A 17068-nucleotide genomic window follows, 5' to 3' on the forward strand; every position below is an offset into this window, starting at 1 on the left:
CCAAGCAGAGGGGATTTGTCATGGGTTTTGGGTTTGCCATCGCGATCGTGGTGCTCGCCTTGTTCTTCCTGATCTGGGCGATGACGCCGGTCCGGCAGGGCTTCAGCTATACGATCGAACGGTTCGGACGCTACACACACACCGCGCAGCCGGGGCTCAACTTCATCACCCCCTTCTTCGATCGTGTCGGCCGCAAGGTGAACATGATGGAACAGGTGCTCGATATCCCGGGCCAGGAAATCATCACCAAGGACAATGCGATGGTCGCGGTCGACGGCGTCGTCTTCTTCCAGGTGCTCGACGCCGCGAAGGCCGCTTACGAAGTCAGCGACCTCTATCTCGCAATCATGAACCTGACGACGACCAACCTGCGCACCGTGATGGGTTCGATGGACCTCGACGAAACACTGTCGAAGCGCGACGAGATCAACGCGCGCCTGCTGCACGTCGTCGACGATGCGACGACGCCGTGGGGCGTCAAGATCACCCGTGTCGAGATCAAGGACATCCGCCCGCCCGCCGACATTTCGAACGCGATGGCGCGGCAGATGAAGGCCGAGCGCGAAAAGCGCGCCAACATCCTCGAAGCCGAAGGAATGCGCGCGTCGGAGATCCTGCGCGCCGAGGGTGAGAAGCAGGGCCAGATCCTGCAGGCCGAAGGCCGCCGCGAGGCCGCCTTCCGCGACGCCGAGGCCCGTGAACGCGAAGCCGAGGCCGAAGCCAAGGCGACCCAGATGGTCTCCGACGCGATCGCGAACGGCAATGCGCAGGCGATCAACTACTTCATCGCGCAGAAATATGTCGAGGCAGTGGGCCAGTTCGCGACCAGCCCCAATGCCAAGACGATCCTGTTCCCGGTCGAGGCGACGCAGTTGATCGGTACGCTCGGCGGCATCGGCGAACTCGCCAAGGATGCGCTGGCCAGCCGCGAAGGGAGCCGCTGACATGCCCGACTGGATTGCGAACATGGAGCCGCATTGGGCCTGGCTGTCGATCGGCGTGCTGCTCGCGGCGGCCGAGATCGTCGCGCCGGGCTTCTTCCTCGTCTGGCTCGGCGCCGCCGCGATCGTCACCGGCATCGTCGCGTGGATCGTCCCGATCGGTGTCCCGCTGCAGCTCGCCATCTTTGCCATATTGTCGATCGTCGCGCTTTACGCGGGGCGCAAATATCTGCGCGACAATCCGATCACCACCACCGACCCGCTGCTCAACCAGCGCGGCGGGCGGCTGGTCGGTGAAGTGCTGACGGTGACCAAGGCGATCGAAGACGGCCGCGGCCGCGCCAAGGTCGGCGACGGCGAATGGCCGGTGCGCGGCCCGGATACCGCCGAAGGCACCAAGGTCCGCGTCGTCAGCGCCGAGGGCGGGTTGCTGGTGGTGGAACTGGCTTAGGCTAAACCACATCTCGTCATTGCGAGGAGCCGAAGGCGACGCGGCAATCTCCAGCTATTGGCCTTTCGCAAGGTCGATAGCCGGAGATTGCTTCGCTCCGCTCGCAATGACGAATATCTCTATCCGCCGCGCGGTCGCACGTAGATATTAACGATCTCGGGTAGCACTTCGCTCGATCCGGTCAGGCCGAACCCCAGCTTCGCCGCGACGCGCTCCGATGCGCCATGTCCCGGTTCGATGATGCAACGGATGTCCGCCGCGTCGAGGTTCGCGTCGGCCCAGGCGAGCGCCGCGCCCATCGCCTCGGTCGCGAGGCCGCCGCCCCAATGGTCGGCGTCGAACGCCCAACCCGCCTCGGGCTGTCCTTCGAGTTCGGGGATGCCGCGACCGAAATAGCTTAAGCCCCCCATGCCGATCAGCCTGTCGGTGACCTTGTCGGCGAACACCCAATAGCCATAGCCCATCACCGGCCACAGCCCGGCCGCCGACAGGAACTTGCCCCAGCTGACGTCGGGGGCGCGCGGCTCGCCGCCGATGAAGCGCGTCACGCGCGCGTCGGCCCACATCGCGATATGGTCGGCCTTGTCCGACAGGCGATGCTCGCGCAGGCGCAGGCGGTCGGTTTCGATGATCGGGGGCGTCGTGAACATGGCGCCGGGCTATCAGCGCACACGACGCGCCGCAAGCCGCTGATCCCGCAAAGGCGAAGCCCCGAAAATGGGGAGAGAGAGCCCTTTGGAGGCTCCGCCTTTGCGAGCCGGTCAGGCGGCCGCGGCCGCCAATTCCTCGTGCCGGGCCGGCGCTGCCGAGCTGTGCTGCGGCATCACCGCGTCGGCATAATCGCTTTCATATTTGCCGATCAGCGCGCGGTCGTCGTGATTCCACGGGTGGAAGCCGGGCAGGAAATAGCTGAGCCAGGGCAGGAAGCTCTTGCGCAGCACCCCCGGCTTGCCGAGCAGATACCACCAGATGCGCGCCGTGACGCGCCAGCCGGTCAGGCCGTCCTGCTTCAGCAGCGCCTTCATCCCCTTGACGCGCTTCGGCCAGAAGCGGGTGGTGACGAGCAGCATCATGATCGACTTGGCGCGCCAGCGCTTGAATCGGCTCCAGTCCTTAGTGGCGTGCAGCCAGGTGTCATAGGCGACGCCCTTATGCTCGATCTCCTCGATCGCGTGCCATTTCCACAGCGCCGCCCATTCGGGTTCGGCGCCGGCATACATGCTGTCGTCGCGCAGCATCACCGCTGCCATCATCGCGGTATAATGTTCGAGCGCGATCGTAGCCATCAGGTTGACGATCTGCGGCCGTGCCTTGATCAGGTCGAGGACGTGGTTCACATCGTCTTCGAGCTCGCTGAGGTCGTAACCCGCTTCCGCCGCCTTCTTGTTGAACACCACATGCTCGCGGCTGTGGATCACTTCCTGCTGGGTGAAGGCGCGGATTTCGCGCGCCAATTTGTCGGGCACGCCATCGCGGTGCGCTTTCACCGCCTCGATGAACATCGCCTCGCCGCGCGGGAAGGTCACCGACAGCGCGGTGTGAAAAGCCGAGGCGATCGGGTCGCCGTTCAGCCACCAGCGGCCCTGCCGGTCGTCGCGGCCGAAGCGCATGTCGCGCGGCGTGATCGCAAGGTCGGCGGGGGTCGGGTTGTGGGAAAAGCTGGACATATGGTCTGCACCGTCGAAAAGGAGAGGAAGGGCGTGGGGACGTCCTATGGGGCATATGTTAAAGGTTACTTACAGTGGTGTCAATAGTAGCGAAGAAGCGCCTGAGTCCCGAAGAGAGCCGGTCGGCGGCGCTCGAGGCGGCGCGGACGATCCTGATCGAGATGGGGCCGGCGGCGGTGACGCTGAAAGCCGTGGCGGCGCGCATCGACCGCACCCACGCCAATCTGCTGCATCATTTCGGCAGCGCGGCGGGACTGCAAAAGGCACTCGCCGCCTATCAGGCCGAAACCGTCTGCGCGACGATCGGCCGGAAGATGGCGGAATCGCCACCGGGCGAACGCAATGTGCGCGAGATCGTCGACCTCGCCTTCGACGCCTTCAACGAGGGCGGCGCGGGCGCGCTCGCGACCTGGATGGCCGCGACGGGCAACGAGGATGCGCTCGACCCGATCGTCGAGGCGATCCACCGGCTGATCGACAACATCGCGCCCGACGCGCATGAAAAGCGCCTGATGCACGAAGATACGCTGGCACTGGTGCTGATGGCGCTGGGCGATGCACAGCTCGGCGGCCCGATGGCCGAGGCGCTCGACCTGCCGCGCGACACGTCGCGGGTGCTGGCGACCGAATTGATCACCGGCAGGATCGCGAAATTCTGGGCTGAGCACGGCGGCAAGCCTGCTGCCTGAAGGCTAGCAATTTTGTTGCGCGCGCGCTAAGGGGCCGCATCCCGTCATTCCGTTCGCATCGAGCGAAGTCGAGACTCCCTTCGGTCGTGTGCCCCGATGGGTGTCTCGACTTCGCTCGACACGAACGGGATTTGATGTGTAGTTTTCCCGTCTCCCGCGCCCAAAGGCCCCGCCATGCATTTCCTCGATCAAGCCAAGATATTCGTGAAGTCCGGTGACGGCGGCCCCGGCGCCGTCAGTTTCCGGCGCGAGAAATATGTCGAATATGGCGGTCCCGACGGCGGCAACGGCGGCAAGGGCGGCGACATCATCTTCGAAGCGGTCGCCGGGCTCAACACGCTGATCGACTTTCGCTACACCCAGCATTTCAAGGCCAAGCGCGGCACCCCCGGTGCCGGCCGCGACCGCACCGGCGCCGGCGGCCCCGACCTCTTGATCAAGGTGCCGATCGGCACCCAGATCCTCGACGACGACGAAGACCGCAGCCTGCTCGCCGACCTGACCAAGGAGGGCGAACAGGTCACCTTCCTGCGCGGCGGCGACGGCGGGCGCGGCAATGCGAGCTACAAGACCAGCACCAACCGCGCCCCGCGCCAGCACGGCCCCGGTTGGCCCGGCGAGGAGATGTGGGTGTGGCTGCGGTTGAAGCTGCTCGCCGACGCGGGGCTGGTCGGGTTGCCCAATGCCGGCAAATCGACCTTCATCAATGCGGTGAGCAATGCGCAGGCCAAGGTCGGCGCCTACGCCTTCACCACGCTGCGCCCGCAGCTCGGCGTCGTCAGCCACAAGGGCAATGAATTCGTCGTCGCTGACATCCCCGGGCTGATCGAGGGCGCCGCCGACGGCGCCGGGGTCGGCGACCGTTTCCTCGGCCATATCGAACGTTGCCGCGTGCTGCTCCACCTCGTCGACGCGAACGACGAGGATGTCGCGACGAGCTATCGCATCGTCCGCGACGAGCTCGAAGCCTATGGCGCCGACCTGGTCGATAAGCCGGTCGTCGTCGCGCTCAACAAGGTCGACACGCTCGACGACGAGCTGATCGCGGCGTTGTCGGCCGAACTCGCCAAGGAAAGCGGCCATCCCGTGATGGCGCTGTCAGGCGCGAGCGGCGCGGGCATCGAAGCCGTGCTCGACAAGCTGCTCGAAGCCGTCGCGGGCGACGTCGCGGGCGAAGACCCCGACAGCGATGCCGACGCCTCATGGTCTCCCGTCTAGGAACCAAGCGCCGAGGCGGGACTTGGGTGAGGGAACAGCAGGAGTTCCCGATGCCCCCTCGTCGCCTGATCCCTTATAGCCTCGCCGCCTCGTCCTTGCTTGCGTTGACGGCGCCTGTCTTCGCGCAAGAGGCCGAAACGCCCGCCCCCAAACGCACGCGCATCATCGCCGGACCACAGCTTTCGCCAGCCTGGCCGGGCGCGAAAGACCTGTCGATCGGCCCCTATCTCGATCTCTCGCGCGAGCATGAAGGCACCGAATTCACCTTCGAAGCCGCCGACGAAAGCTTCGGCGCGCCGCTCCTCCAGGCCGGCGACTTCGCCTTCGGCCCGGCCTTCGGCTTCGTCGGCAAACGCACCGCCGCCGATGTCGGCGCCAACCTGCCCAAGGTCGGCTTGACGATCGAGGCGGGCGGCTTCGCGCAGGTGTCGCTGACCCCGAACTTTCGCCTGCGGGCGGAGGCCCGGCGGGGCCTCGGCGGCCATGACGGCTTCGTCGGTGAGGTCAGCGCCGATTATGTCGTGCGCGACGGCGACGACTGGCTCTTCTCGATCGGCCCGCGCGTGACGCTGGGCGACGGCAAATATCAGCGCGCCTATTTCGGGGTGAGCCCGGCCGCGGCGGCCGCCTCGGGCCTTCCCGCCTTCGATATCGAGGGCGGGGTTCACGCGGTCGGGCTGACCGCCGGCTATCTCCGCCAGCTCAGTCCGAACTGGGGTTTCGCGGCCTATGCCCGCTACGACCGCCTCGTCGGCGACGCCGCGCGCTCGCCTGTCGTCCGCCAACTGGGGTCGCGCGACCAGCCGTCGGTCGGCGTCGCGCTCAGCTACACCTTCGGCGGAGATCGCTGAGCAAAGCCATTGGCGTGCGGCGCCGCGCGCGCTATCGGCGGCGCCATGAGCCTGTTTCCGCCCCCCGCCTGCCCCCGCCTGATCGTCAAGATCGGCTCGGCGCTGCTCGTCGATCCGGACGGCGCGGTGCGGCGTGACTGGCTGACCGGCATCGCCGCCGACATCGCCGCACGCGCCAGGGCCGGCCAGCAGGTCGCGGTCGTCTCGTCGGGTGCGATCGCGCTCGGCGCGCGGCGGCTGGGGCTGGCCAAGGGCGGACGCGCCAGCCTCGAGGATGCGCAGGCGGCCGCCGCGACGGGGCAAATCGCGCTGTCGCAGGTGTGGGCCGAGGTACTTGGCGCCGAGGGGCTGACCGCGGCGCAGATGCTCGTCACGCTCGACGATCTCGAACATCGTCGCCGCTACCTCAACGCTGCCGCGACGCTCGACCGCCTGCTCAGCCTCGGCGTCGTGCCGATCATCAACGAGAATGACAGCGTCGCGACCGAGGAAATCCGCTTCGGCGACAACGACCGGCTCGCCGCGCGCGTCGCGCAGGCGGCGGGCGCCGACGGCGTGATCCTGCTCAGCGACATCGACGGGCTGTACGACCGCAACCCCGCGCAGGATGGCGCCGTCCATATCGCGCGCATCGAGCGTATCGACGCCGCCATCGAGGCGATGGCCGACACCGGGTCGGCCTCGGGCATGGGATCGGGCGGCATGGTGTCGAAGATCGCCGCGGCGCGGATCGCCAACGCCGCGGGCGCGCATCTCGCCATCGCGTCGGGGCGCATCGACCACCCGCTCTCGACCGAAGCGCGGCACAGCCTGTTCGTCGCCGAAAAGGGCGCGAGCGCACGCAAGGCCTGGCTCGCCGGCGGGCTGACCGCGAAGGGCCGGCTGGGTATCGACGCCGGCGCGGTCAAGGCGCTGCGCGGCGGCGCCAGCCTACTCGCCGCCGGGGTCGCGACGGTGGCCGGAAATTTCGCGCGCGGCGACATTCTCGACATCGCCGGCCCCGATGGCCGCGTCGTCGCGCGCGGCCTTGCCGAATATACCGCCGCCGACGCGGCCACGATCCTCGGCCTCGGCCGCGACGCGCAAGAGGCGGCGCTCGGCTATGCGCCGCGCAGCGCGGTCGTCCACCGCGACCATATGGTGCTGCTGTGACCGCGCCGGTGCTGGCGATGACCGGCGCGACCGGCTTCGTCGGCGGCGCGACGATGCGGCGCGCGGTCGAACAGGGCTGGCACGTCCGCGCCCTCACCCGCCGCCCGCAACGCGAACGCGAAGGCATCATCTGGGTCGAGGGCGCGCTCGACAAGCCCGAGGCGCTGGCCGAACTTGCGGCGGGCAGCGATGTGGTCCTGCACATCGCGGGTGTCGTCAATGTGCCGACACGGGCTGCGTTCGAGGCCGGCAACGCCACCGCCACCGGCAACGTCATCGATGCCGCGCGCCACGCCGGGGTTACCCGCTTCGTCCATGTCTCATCGCTCGCCGCTCGCGAGCCGGACCTCTCCAACTACGGCTGGTCGAAGGCGCGCGCCGAAACGATCGTCAAGGCGAGCGGGCTCGACTGGACGATCGTTCGCCCGCCCGCGGTGTTCGGACCCGGCGATACCGAGATGCTCGACATTTTCCGCATGGCGCGGCGCGGCATCGCGCTGTTGCCGCCTGCCGGGCGGATGTCGGCAATCTACGTCGATGAACTCGCGCGCCTGCTCGTTACGCTCACCGCCGACCGCGACACCAGCATCGGCGCCATTTACGAACCCGACGACGGCAAGCCCGGCGGCTGGTCGCACCGCAGCTTTGCCCGCGCGGTCGGCCGCGCCGTCGGCCGCAGCCATGTCTCGACCCTCACTATTCCGGCGACCTTGCTCAAGGCCGGCGGACGGATCGACAAGCTGGTGCGCCGCAGCCGCGCCAAGCTGACCCCCGACCGCGCGCGCTATATCGCGCATCCCGACTGGGTCGCTACCGACGGCGCCGGCCCGCCGCCGGACCTCTGGCGCCCCGAACTCGACACCGGCGATGCGCTGGCCGAAACCGTCCGCTGGTACCGCCGCGAAAATTGGCTCTGACGCCGCCGGTGGGGCGTCGTCGCCCGCCGGTCGAAGCGTGCATTGCCAAGGACGGGGCGCATCCCTAGGTTTGCACACATGACCGACAGCACCGCGAACACGCCCAACGATCCCGCCGGCCCCTGGGCCATTCCCGTTCGCCGCCCGCTGCCCGGCGAGGACAAGCCGAAAGGCACCACCAGTTTCCCCCGCAAGGTCTGGAACCTGCTCGTCGCGATCAAGGACGGGTTGGCGCTCATCTTCCTGCTCCTCTTCTTTGTCGTACTCTTCGGCCTGTTCGCGGGGCGCCCCAATCCATCGCTGCCGGTCAGCGAGGGCGCGTTGCTGCTCCAGCTCGACGGTGTCGTCACCGAACAGCCTGCCGAGATCGATCCGTTCGCGGCCTTGTCGGGCGGCAACAATCTCAAGGAAATCCGCGTCCGCGACGTCGTTCACGCGCTCGAAACCGCAGCCGATGACAAGCGTATCACGTCGGTCGTACTCGACCTCGACCGCTTCCTCGGCGGCGGCCAGGTCTCGCTCGCCGAAATCGGTGACGCGCTCGACAAGGTCCGCGCACAGAAAAAGCCCGTCCTCGCCTTCGCCACCGCCTACACGACCGACAGCTATCAGCTCGCCTCGCACGCCAGCGAGATATGGGCCGACCCGATCGGCGGCGTCGCGATCGCCGGACCCGGCGGTTCGCGGCTCTATTACAAGGGGCTGATGGACAAGCTCGGCGTCACCGCGAACATCTATCGCGTCGGCACCTTCAAGAGCGCGGTCGAACCCTATTTGCGCGCCGACCAGTCGCCCGAGGCGAAACAGGCCGACCTCGCCTATGCCGGCGCCCTGTGGGAAAATTGGCTGGCCGACGTCAAAAAGGCCCGCCCGAAGGCGAAGATCGATCCCTTCATCGCCGACACCGCGGGTGCGGTGCGCGCCGCGGGCAACGACCTGTCGAAGGCGTCGCTCGACGCCGGGCTGATCGACACGCTCGGCAGCCGGATGGCGTTCAGCAGCCGCGTCGCCGAAATCAGCGGCGCATTCGACGACAGCCAGCCGTGGAACTATAATGCGATCCCGCTCGACAACTGGGTCGCCGCCAATCCGCCGAAGCAGCCCGGCAGCGCGATCGCGGTGGTGCCCGTGATCGGCGAGATCGTCGATGGCGAGGCTCCGAACGGCAGCGCCGGTGGCCAGACGATCGCCCAGCACATCCTCGACGCCGCGGCCGACGACAGCATCAAGGCGATCGTCCTGCGCGTCGATTCGCCCGGTGGGTCGGTGCTCGCGTCGGAGGAAATCCGCCAGGCGCTGCTCGCCGCAAAGGCGAAGAAACTGCCCGTCGTCGTGTCGATGGCCAATGTCGCGGCGTCGGGCGGCTACTGGATTGCAACGCCCGCCGACCGCATCTTCGCCGAACCCGACACGATCACCGGGTCGATCGGCGTCTTCGGCATCCTGCCAAGCTTCGAACAAACGCTCGCCAAGGCCGGCGTGACCACCGACGGCATCAAGACGACGCCCTTGTCGGGCCAGCCCGACATCCTCGGCGGGGTGAACGACGAGTTCAACCAGTTGGCGCAGGCCAGCGTCGAGGATATCTACGGGCGCTTCACCGGCCTCGTTGCCAAAAGCCGCAAGCAGCCGATCGAGAAGATCCGCGAGATCGCCGAAGGGCGTGTCTGGGCCGGCGGCACCGCGCGCCAGATCGGGCTGGTCGACCAGTTCGGCGGGCTGCCCGACGCGATTGCCGCCGCGGCTAAACTGGCCAAGGTCGATGGCGACGTCCACGCCAAATATTTCGAGAATGAGCCGAGCGAGTTTTCGAAGATGCTCGCCAGCTGGACCGGCGCCGAACAGGAACCGACCGCGGCGTTGCCGCGCGGCTGGTTCGGCATCGCGGCGATGAACCGCCAGATGATCGAACGCCGCGTCGTGCAGGACCTGTCGCTGCTGACCGAGGCCGGGTCGGTGCAGGCATCGTGCCTCGACTGCCGCGCCTATCTGCCCGCCGTGCCGCGGCCGGGCCAGGCGGAGACCCGGGGTTTCCTCGCCACGCTGGCGTTGTTGCTGCGCTGATACTCCCCTCCCGCTTGCGGGAGGGGTCGGGGGAGGGCCTGTTGCCTTCCCGCCTTTACGACATGCCCTCNGGACTGTTTGCGCCGCCGCCGCTGGCGCACGAACAGCATCACGAACCCCAGCACAACCGTCACCAGGCTGACCGCCGTGAAGCCGATCAGCAGCGGGTGGTGCGTATCCTCGCGGGTCTGCAGATCCATGATGTGCAGCCCCCAGAAAAAATCATAGCCGCGCCAATATCCGGTCCGAAGTGCCAGCAACTCGCCGGTATCGGCATCGACATAGGCATGAAGCCCGCCGTCATAAACGATCCGCCACGCCGGGCGATCGCGCCGCAGTTCGATCGGATTGGCGTCGGCGGCGAAGCGGCGTACCGATAGCAGCTTGCCCGGCGCCTTGAGCGCGCCATCGGCGATCACCCGCGCCTCGGCGGCGGTGACGGGCGGCAAGAGCGCGCCGGTCGTCGCATCGGCGGCGCGGCTGTCGTCGCCGGTATAGCGCACCAGCCACACCGGTTTCGCCCCGCGCATCGCCAGCTCCAGCTTTTGCACCGGGCGGCCGTTCAGCTGCGGCGGCACCGCCGCCAAGGTCGCGGGGATCGCAACCGGCTCGCTACGCAAATCGCTGCCGCGCACTTCGTCGATCGGCTTGATCACCATGACCAACCCCGACAGTGTCCACAGGATCAGCGGCACGCCGACCAGCCAGCCAAGCCAGATATGAATGCGGAGCAGCTGCGCGCGCAGCCGCGTCTGCAGCGCGCTCATGCCGCCGCCGCCAGCTCCCGCGCATGACTCGCAATGGCATCGGCGAGCGTATCGACGAGCGCGAGCGGCAGGTCATGCCCCATGCCCGGGATCGTCATCAAGCGCGCGCCGGGGATGCTCGCCGCGGTGTCCTTGCCGCCCGCGAGCGGGACGAGCGGATCGGCCTCGCCATGAATGACCAACGTCGGCGCGGTGATTGTCTTCAGCATCGCGCGGCGGTCGCCGTCGGCGACGATCGCCGCCATCTGCCGCGCGACGCCCTGCGGGTACCAGCCGCGTTCGAAATCGCCGCGCACCCGGCGCTGCAGCCGCTCCTCCGCGGCGGGATAGGCGGGGCTGCCGATCACCCGCGCGGCGCGCACCGAATAGGCGATCATCGCCTCGGGATCGCCGCTCATCGGCCGGTTGGCGAGCACCGCCATCGCGTCCTTGTTGGCGCGCGGCAATCTGGGGTTGCCAGTCGTCGACATGATCGAGGTCAGCGACAGGGTACGGTCGGGATAGCGCGCCGCGATATGCTGCGAAATCATGCCGCCCATCGACGCGCCGACGATATGCGCCTGCGCGACGCCGAGATGGTCGAGCAGCGCCACCCCGTCGGCCGCCATGTCAGCGAGCGTGTAAGCGGGACGCACCGGCAGGCGCAACGCCGCCTTGACGAACATCCATTTCAGGTTGGGCACCCCCGCCGCCTCGAAGCGCGTCGACAGGCCGACGTCGCGATTGTCGTAGCGGATAGTGCGGAAACCATGGGCATTCAACGCATCAACGAACTCGTCGGGCCACAGAGTCAATTGCCCGCCCAGTCCCATCACCAGCAGAATGACCGGCGCATCGCGCGGCCCCTTGTCCTCATAGGTGATGTCGATGCCATTTGCGGTCGTCTGCATTGTCGTCATGGAAAGCCCCTGCAAGGGTCAGGCCCTTCGCGCGGCGATGGTGCTGACATCCGTGTTCACCGGCGAACCTGCCACAGCCAGCGTATTTGGCAAGCCCACCGCGCAGGAGCCGCGCGCGGCACGCAAGCGGCCGAACCGTTCACCCCATCCCGCACACATCGCGAACAGCCGGTCGCGCAGCATCACCGCGGCGAGGATCGGCGGCGCGGCCAATAGCATGACCCCCGCCGTCATCGCCGCATCGCAATCGACCGCGCAGTCGGCCGACGCGACGCCGGCGCCAAAACTGATCAACAAGACTTCCAAGGCCCCCACGCGCCCCTTTCGTGCGATGCGGGCTAGGCGTGGCGGGTTAATCGATTCTGACAGCCCGGCTGCCGTTCGGGTCATTCCGTCCCGAACCGGGACCCGTTCAGCGGGTCGGTTCGCGATAGGCGGGCAGCGCAAGCGACCAGTAGATCGCGGCACCGCGCAGGACGAAGCCCGCGACCGCACCGCTCAGCGCCGCGACCGGCGTCCCCGTGCCCAGCCAGAGCAGCGCCAGGAACAGCCCCGAGGCGAGCGCCGCCGCGGTGACATAGATTTCAGGCCTGACGATGATCGATGGCACCCCGGCGAGGATATCGCGGATGGTGCCGCCGACGCAGCCGGTGATCACCCCCATCAGCAGCGCGGGCACCGGCGGCACGCCCCACGCCAGCGCCTTGGCGGTGCCGAAGACCGCATAGGCCGCGAGCCCAACGGCATCGGCCCATTCGAGCAACTGCCCCTGCCACCAGCGTTCGGGGGTCACCCAGACGACCAGCGCGATCGCGATGCACACCGCCGCGATCGCCCCGTCCTGCACCCAGAACACCGGGGCGCCGATCAGCAGGTCGCGCACGCTGCCGCCGCCGACCCCGGTCACCAGCGCGAAAAACATCGCGGTGACCAGCGTCTGGCGCAGGCGCACCGCCATCAGCGCGCCCGACAAGGCGAACACACCGATCCCGGCAAGATCGAGCAGCCGGATCAGCAGGTCATTGTCGGGGACGGGCATCGCGCGTCGCTATTTCGCGGCAGGGCGAACACCGCCGATGATCGAGAGCATGATCGCGGTCACCGCATTGCGAATCGCGGGCTCGGCGCGGGGCGCAAAGAAGGGCGAGTGATTGGTCGGCGCGGGTTCACCCTTCGCCTTCAGGTCGGCGAGCACCGCGGGATCATAACCACCGATGCCGAAAAACAGCGACGGCACGCCCGCATCGACGAATTCCGAATAATCCTCGCTGCCCGACATCGGCGCCGCGCTCGCGGGGGCGAAGACGAGGCCCTTGCCGAACACCGGGGTCAGCGCCGCGACCGCGGCCTTGGCCATCGTCTCGTCGTTGGTGAGAATGCCGGTGCCGCTCAGGTAGCGGATCGTCGGTTCGGGCGCATTGCCCATCGCCGCCGCCGATCTCGCGACGCGCGCGGTGCCGTCCTGGAGCAGCTTGCGCACCTCGGGCGACTGCGAACGCAGATTGACCTTCACCTCGGCGCTGTCGGGGATGATGTTGGGCGCGCTGCCGGCGTTGATCGCGCCGATCGTCAGCACGCCAAAGGCGGCGGGATCCTTCTCGCGGCTGATCACCACCTGCGTATCGGTGACGAAGCGCGCGGCGATCGGAATGGGATCGATCGTCGCCGCGGGCATCGATCCGTGCCCGCCGCGGCCGTGGAAGGTGATCGAATAGCTGTCGGAGGCCGACGACCCCGCGCCCGCCTTGATCGCGACGACGCCCGCCGGCAGGTTCGAGACATGCGCCGCAAAGCCGAAATCGGGCTTGGGGAAACGCGTCAGAAGCCCGTCATCCAGCATCGCGCGCGCGCCCTTGAGCGGTTCCTCGGCCGGCTGGCCGATCAGGACCGCCGTCCCCGACCAGCTGTCGCGCATCGCGCTCAGCGCCTGCGCGACGCCGATCAGATAGGCGACGTGGGTGTCATGGCCGCAGGCGTGCATCACGGGGACATCCCTGCCCTCATAGGTCGCGCGCGCCTTGCTCGACCAGGCCAGCCCGGTCTTTTCCTCCATCGGCAGCGCGTCCATGTCGGCACGCACGAGGAAGGTCGGCCCGTCGCCGTTCTTCAGCACCGCGACGACGCCGGTCCCGCCGACCTTCTCGGTCACGGTGAAGCCCGCCTTGCGGAGATGCTGGGCGAGGATCGCGGCGGTCCGCACCTCCTGCATCCCCAGTTCGGGATTGGCGTGCAAATCCTTGTAGACCGCCTCGAGCGCCGGATAATTTTTGTCGAGAATCGCGGTCAGCCGCGCGTTCGCCGCAGCCATGTCAGGCGCCGCCTGAGCGCCCGCCGGGACCAGAAAGAGGGCGAGCGAAGCCGCTGCCCAGAGCCCATGCTTCGCCATCACTCTCTCCCCCAAATGCCTGTCAGATGTGGATCGGCTTGCCGGTCACCGCCATCGCCGCTTCCTTCACCGCTTCGCTGTGCGTCGGGTGGGCGTGGCAGGTGTAGGCGATGTCTTCCGACGTGGCGCCGAATTCCATCGCCTGCGCGGCCTGCGCGATCATCGTGCCCGCGACGCTGGCGATGATCCAGACGCCGAGCACGCGGTCGCTGTTCGCATCGGCGATCACCTTCACGAAACCGTCGGGTTCGTGGTTGGTCTTGGCGCGGCTGTTGCCCGCCATCGGGAACTTGCCGACCTTGACCTCGCCGCGCTCCTTCGCCTGCTCTTCGGTCAGGCCGACGCCGGCGATTTCGGGCATGGTATAGACGACCGAGGGGATGACGTCGTGGTTCACGATGCCGGTCAGCCCCGCGATATTCTCGGCGACCGCAATGCCTTCGTCCTCGGCCTTATGCGCGAGCATCGGGCCGGGGATGACGTCGCCGATCGCCCAGATGCCGGGGACCTGGGTACCGAAATCATGGTCGGTTTCGATCTGGCCGCGCGCGTTGACCGCGAGGCCCGCCTTGTCGAGGCCCAGCCCTTCGGTGTTCGGGCGGCGCCCGATCGATACCAGCACGACATCGGCCTCGAGCGTCTCGGCGTCACCACCAGCGGCGGGTTCGAGCGTCAGCACCGCCTTCTTGCCCTTGACCTCGGCCTTGGTGACCTTGGTCTTGAGCTTGAATTCGATGCCCTGCTTCTTGAAGATGCGGTTCGCGTCCTTGCGCACATCGGCGTCCATGCCGGGCAGGATCTGGTCGAGGAACTCGACGCAGGTGACTTTCGCGCCAAGCCGGCGCCACACGCTGCCGAGTTCGAGTCCGATCACACCGCCGCCGATCACGACCATATGCTCGGGAACCTTCGCGAGTTCGAGCGCGCCGGTCGAATCGACGATGATCTGCTTTTCGTTATCGACCGCGACGCCGGGCAGCGGGGTGACCGACGATCCGGTGGCGATGACGATATTCTTGGCGCGGACCGTCTTGCCCGCGACCTCGACACTGTCCTTGCCGGTGAACTGCGCATAGCCCTTCAGCCAGTCGACCTTGTTCTTCTTGAACAGGAATTCGATGCCGCCGGTCAGGCCCTTGACCGCGTCGATGCGCTGGCCGTGCATCGCGGGCAGGTTGAGCTTGGGGGTCACATCGATCCCCATCTTCGCCATCGCGCCATTGGCGGCGGCGTCATAATATTCGGACGCGTGGAGCATCGCCTTCGACGGGATACAGCCGACATTGAGGCAGGTGCCGCCCAGCGTCTCGCGCCCTTCGGCACAGGCGGTCTTGAGGCCGAGCTGCGCCGCACGGATCGCCGCGACATAGCCGCCGGGGCCGGCACCAATGACAAGGACGTCGTAATCGTAATCAGCCATCATATACTCCATTGCAGGCCCGGTGCGGCGACATAGACCCAGGCGCTCTCGCCCGATTCCAGTGCGACGCGCTGCCGCTGATAGTCTTCGGCCTCATAGACATCGGCCGCTTCGAGTTCTTGTCTTGTAATCCAATATAGGGTGCCCGCGATCCGCTGCGAGCCTTCGCTGTCGGGTGCGAGCACCGGATAGTGATTTTCGCCACTTTTGCAGGCCACCTCGGGGTCGGCGATCGCGATCCGTCCGAGCCGATACCCGGTCAGCGCGTCCGCCGTGCCGCTGAGCAACCGGCCGAACTGTTCGCGCTGCACGTCCGGATATTGGAGCGTGCCATAGGCGAACAAGGCTTCGGTGGCGTCGCGCATGCGGCGTTCCCTATTACAGGTCGATCAGCAGCCGCGTCGGATCCTCGATCGCTTCCTTGATCGTCTTGAGGAAGGTCACCGCCTCGCGTCCGTCGATCAGGCGGTGGTCATAGCTCAGCGCCAGATACATCATCGGGCGCGCCACGATCTCGCCATTACGCACGACCGGGCGCTCTTCGATGCGGTGGAGGCCGAGCACCGCCGACTGCGGCGGGTTGATGATCGGGGTCGACATCAGGCCGCCGAACACGCCGCCGTTCGAGATGGTGAAGGTGCCGCCGGTCATATCGTCCATCGTCAGCGTGCCCTCCTTGGCGCGCTTGCCGAGGTCGGCGATCGCCTTTTCGATCTCGGCGAAGCTCAGGCTGTCGGCGTTGCGCACGACAGGCACGACGAGGCCGTTGGGCGCGCTGACCGCGACCGAGACGTCGAGGTAATCGAAATAGACGATCTCATCGCCGTCGATCCGCGCGTTGACCGCCGGAATGTCGTGCGCCGCGAGCGCGACCGCCTTGGTGAAAAAGCTCATGAAGCCGAGGCGGACGCCATGCTTCTTTTCGAAGCTTTCGCGATATTTGTCGCGCGTCGCCATCACCGCCGACATGTCGACGTCGTTGAACGTCGTCAGCATCGCCGCGGTTTCCTGCGCCGACTTCAGCCGCTTGGCGATCGTCTGGCGCATACGGGTCATCTTGACGCGCTCTTCGCGGCGGCCGGGAGCACCCGACGCGGCCGGGGCGGCAGCGACGGGAGCGGGCGCAGCGGCGGCGGGCACCTCGGGGGCATTGTTGGCGGCGGCGAGCACATCTTCCTTGGTCAACCGGCCGTCCTTGCCGCTGCCTTTGATCTTGCTCGGGTCGACGCCATGCTCGAGCACCAGGCGACGCACCGCGGGCGACAGGGTGGTGACGCCGTCGCCGGTCTCTTCGCTCGCCGTCGCGGCGGGCGCGGGCACTGCGGCTTCGGCCTTCGCGGCGGGAGCGGGAGCGGGAGCCGAAGCCGGCGCTGCGGGCGCCGCTGCCTTGCCGCTGCCCGCCTCGATCGTCGCGATCACCGCGCCGACGGCGACGGTGTCGCCCGCGGCCACCACCTGCTGGCCCATCACGCCCGCGACGGGCGAGGGAACCTCGACCGCGACCTTGTCGGTCTCGAGGCTCGCGATCGGCTCGTCGAGCGCGACCGCGTCACCCGGCTGCTTCAACCATTCGCCGACCGTCGCTTCGGTGACGCTTTCGCCCAAGGTGGGGACTTTGACTTCGGTGCTCATCTTGCTTTCCTTTG

At 67.6% G+C, this 17068-nt stretch carries 17 protein-coding genes and 1 pseudogene; 8 read left to right on the top strand and 10 right to left on the bottom strand.

Annotated elements, in window-relative coordinates; genetic code table 11:
- Positions 1–20 precede the first annotated feature (20 nt).
- Both ASD67_RS03685 and ASD67_RS03690 read left to right on the top strand, forming a co-directional pair.
- Positions 21–944, top strand: a complete 924-nt coding sequence (locus ASD67_RS03685) for an SPFH domain-containing protein (protein WP_056343591.1) — start codon at positions 21–23, stop codon at positions 942–944.
- A 1-nt stretch (position 945) separates the two neighbouring features.
- Positions 946–1392, top strand: coding sequence for an NfeD family protein (locus tag ASD67_RS03690; RefSeq protein WP_056343594.1), 447 nt, complete (start codon positions 946–948; stop codon positions 1390–1392).
- 119 nt (positions 1393–1511) lie between these two features.
- Here ASD67_RS03690 and ASD67_RS03695 read toward each other — a convergent pair whose 3' ends face one another.
- Both ASD67_RS03695 and ASD67_RS03700 read right to left on the bottom strand, forming a co-directional pair.
- Entirely contained in the window at positions 1512–2042 is a 531-nt protein-coding gene (locus ASD67_RS03695) for a GNAT family N-acetyltransferase (RefSeq protein ID WP_056343597.1), read from the bottom strand.
- A 111-nt stretch (positions 2043–2153) separates the two neighbouring features.
- Positions 2154–3059: a metal-dependent hydrolase gene (locus tag ASD67_RS03700; protein ID WP_056343600.1), complete on the bottom strand. Its 906-nt coding sequence runs from the start codon at positions 3057–3059 to the stop codon at positions 2154–2156.
- An 83-nt stretch (positions 3060–3142) separates the two neighbouring features.
- Here ASD67_RS03700 and ASD67_RS03705 point away from each other — a divergent pair, with 83 nt between their 5' ends.
- The 6 genes from ASD67_RS03705 to sppA all read left to right on the top strand — a co-directional run bounded on the left by ASD67_RS03705 (position 3143) and on the right by sppA (position 9950).
- Positions 3143–3748 (top strand): TetR/AcrR family transcriptional regulator, encoded by a 606-nt coding sequence (locus tag ASD67_RS03705; RefSeq protein ID WP_056346987.1) that lies wholly within the window; start codon positions 3143–3145, stop codon positions 3746–3748.
- A 174-nt stretch (positions 3749–3922) separates the two neighbouring features.
- A complete protein-coding gene (obgE, locus tag ASD67_RS03710) occupies positions 3923–4966 on the top strand; it encodes a GTPase ObgE (RefSeq protein WP_056343603.1) in 1044 nt (347 codons plus the stop codon).
- A gap of 50 nt (positions 4967–5016) precedes the next feature.
- Positions 5017–5817 (top strand): MipA/OmpV family protein, encoded by an 801-nt coding sequence (locus ASD67_RS03715; protein ID WP_056343604.1) that lies wholly within the window; start codon positions 5017–5019, stop codon positions 5815–5817.
- A gap of 45 nt (positions 5818–5862) precedes the next feature.
- On the top strand, positions 5863–6969 hold the full coding sequence (gene proB, locus ASD67_RS03720) for a glutamate 5-kinase (RefSeq protein ID WP_056346989.1): 1107 nt from the start codon (positions 5863–5865) through the stop codon (positions 6967–6969).
- Positions 6970–6986: 17 nt separating this feature from the next.
- A complete protein-coding gene (locus tag ASD67_RS03725) occupies positions 6987–7886 on the top strand; it encodes an NAD-dependent epimerase/dehydratase family protein (protein WP_056346990.1) in 900 nt (299 codons plus the stop codon).
- Between the two features lie 78 nt (positions 7887–7964).
- Positions 7965–9950 (top strand): signal peptide peptidase SppA, encoded by a 1986-nt coding sequence (sppA, locus tag ASD67_RS03730; protein WP_082544828.1) that lies wholly within the window; start codon positions 7965–7967, stop codon positions 9948–9950.
- Positions 9951–10021: 71 nt separating this feature from the next.
- On the opposite strand, the pseudogene ASD67_RS03735 reads toward sppA, so the two are convergent.
- The 8 genes and pseudogenes from ASD67_RS03735 to odhB all read right to left on the bottom strand — a co-directional run.
- A pseudogene (locus tag ASD67_RS03735) lies at positions 10022–10717 on the bottom strand (PepSY domain-containing protein); the annotation flags it as partial.
- Positions 10714–11616, bottom strand: a complete 903-nt coding sequence (locus ASD67_RS03740; RefSeq protein WP_056343606.1) for an alpha/beta fold hydrolase — start codon at positions 11614–11616, stop codon at positions 10714–10716. The gene ASD67_RS03740 and the pseudogene ASD67_RS03735, both read right to left, overlap by 4 nt.
- An 18-nt stretch (positions 11617–11634) precedes the next feature.
- Positions 11635–11910 carry a hypothetical protein gene (locus ASD67_RS03745; protein WP_156377559.1) on the bottom strand — a complete coding sequence of 92 codons (276 nt, stop codon included), beginning with the start codon at positions 11908–11910 and terminating at the stop codon, positions 11635–11637.
- Between the two features lie 118 nt (positions 11911–12028).
- Positions 12029–12655, bottom strand: coding sequence for a trimeric intracellular cation channel family protein (locus ASD67_RS03750; RefSeq protein WP_056343610.1), 627 nt, complete (start codon positions 12653–12655; stop codon positions 12029–12031).
- Between the two features lie 9 nt (positions 12656–12664).
- Positions 12665–13924, bottom strand: coding sequence for an amidohydrolase (locus ASD67_RS03755; protein WP_235535561.1), 1260 nt, complete (start codon positions 13922–13924; stop codon positions 12665–12667).
- Between the two features lie 100 nt (positions 13925–14024).
- On the bottom strand, positions 14025–15422 hold the full coding sequence (gene lpdA, locus ASD67_RS03760; RefSeq protein WP_056343614.1) for a dihydrolipoyl dehydrogenase: 1398 nt from the start codon (positions 15420–15422) through the stop codon (positions 14025–14027).
- Entirely contained in the window at positions 15422–15787 is a 366-nt protein-coding gene (locus tag ASD67_RS03765) for a gamma-glutamylcyclotransferase family protein (RefSeq protein ID WP_056343617.1), read from the bottom strand. The genes lpdA and ASD67_RS03765 overlap by 1 nt, the downstream gene beginning before the upstream one ends.
- A gap of 13 nt (positions 15788–15800) precedes the next feature.
- Positions 15801–17054 (bottom strand): 2-oxoglutarate dehydrogenase complex dihydrolipoyllysine-residue succinyltransferase, encoded by a 1254-nt coding sequence (gene odhB / locus ASD67_RS03770; protein WP_056343619.1) that lies wholly within the window; start codon positions 17052–17054, stop codon positions 15801–15803.
- Positions 17055–17068 lie beyond the last annotated feature (14 nt).

Source organism: Sphingopyxis sp. Root1497 (assembly GCF_001427085.1).
Classification (GTDB): domain Bacteria; phylum Pseudomonadota; class Alphaproteobacteria; order Sphingomonadales; family Sphingomonadaceae; genus Sphingopyxis.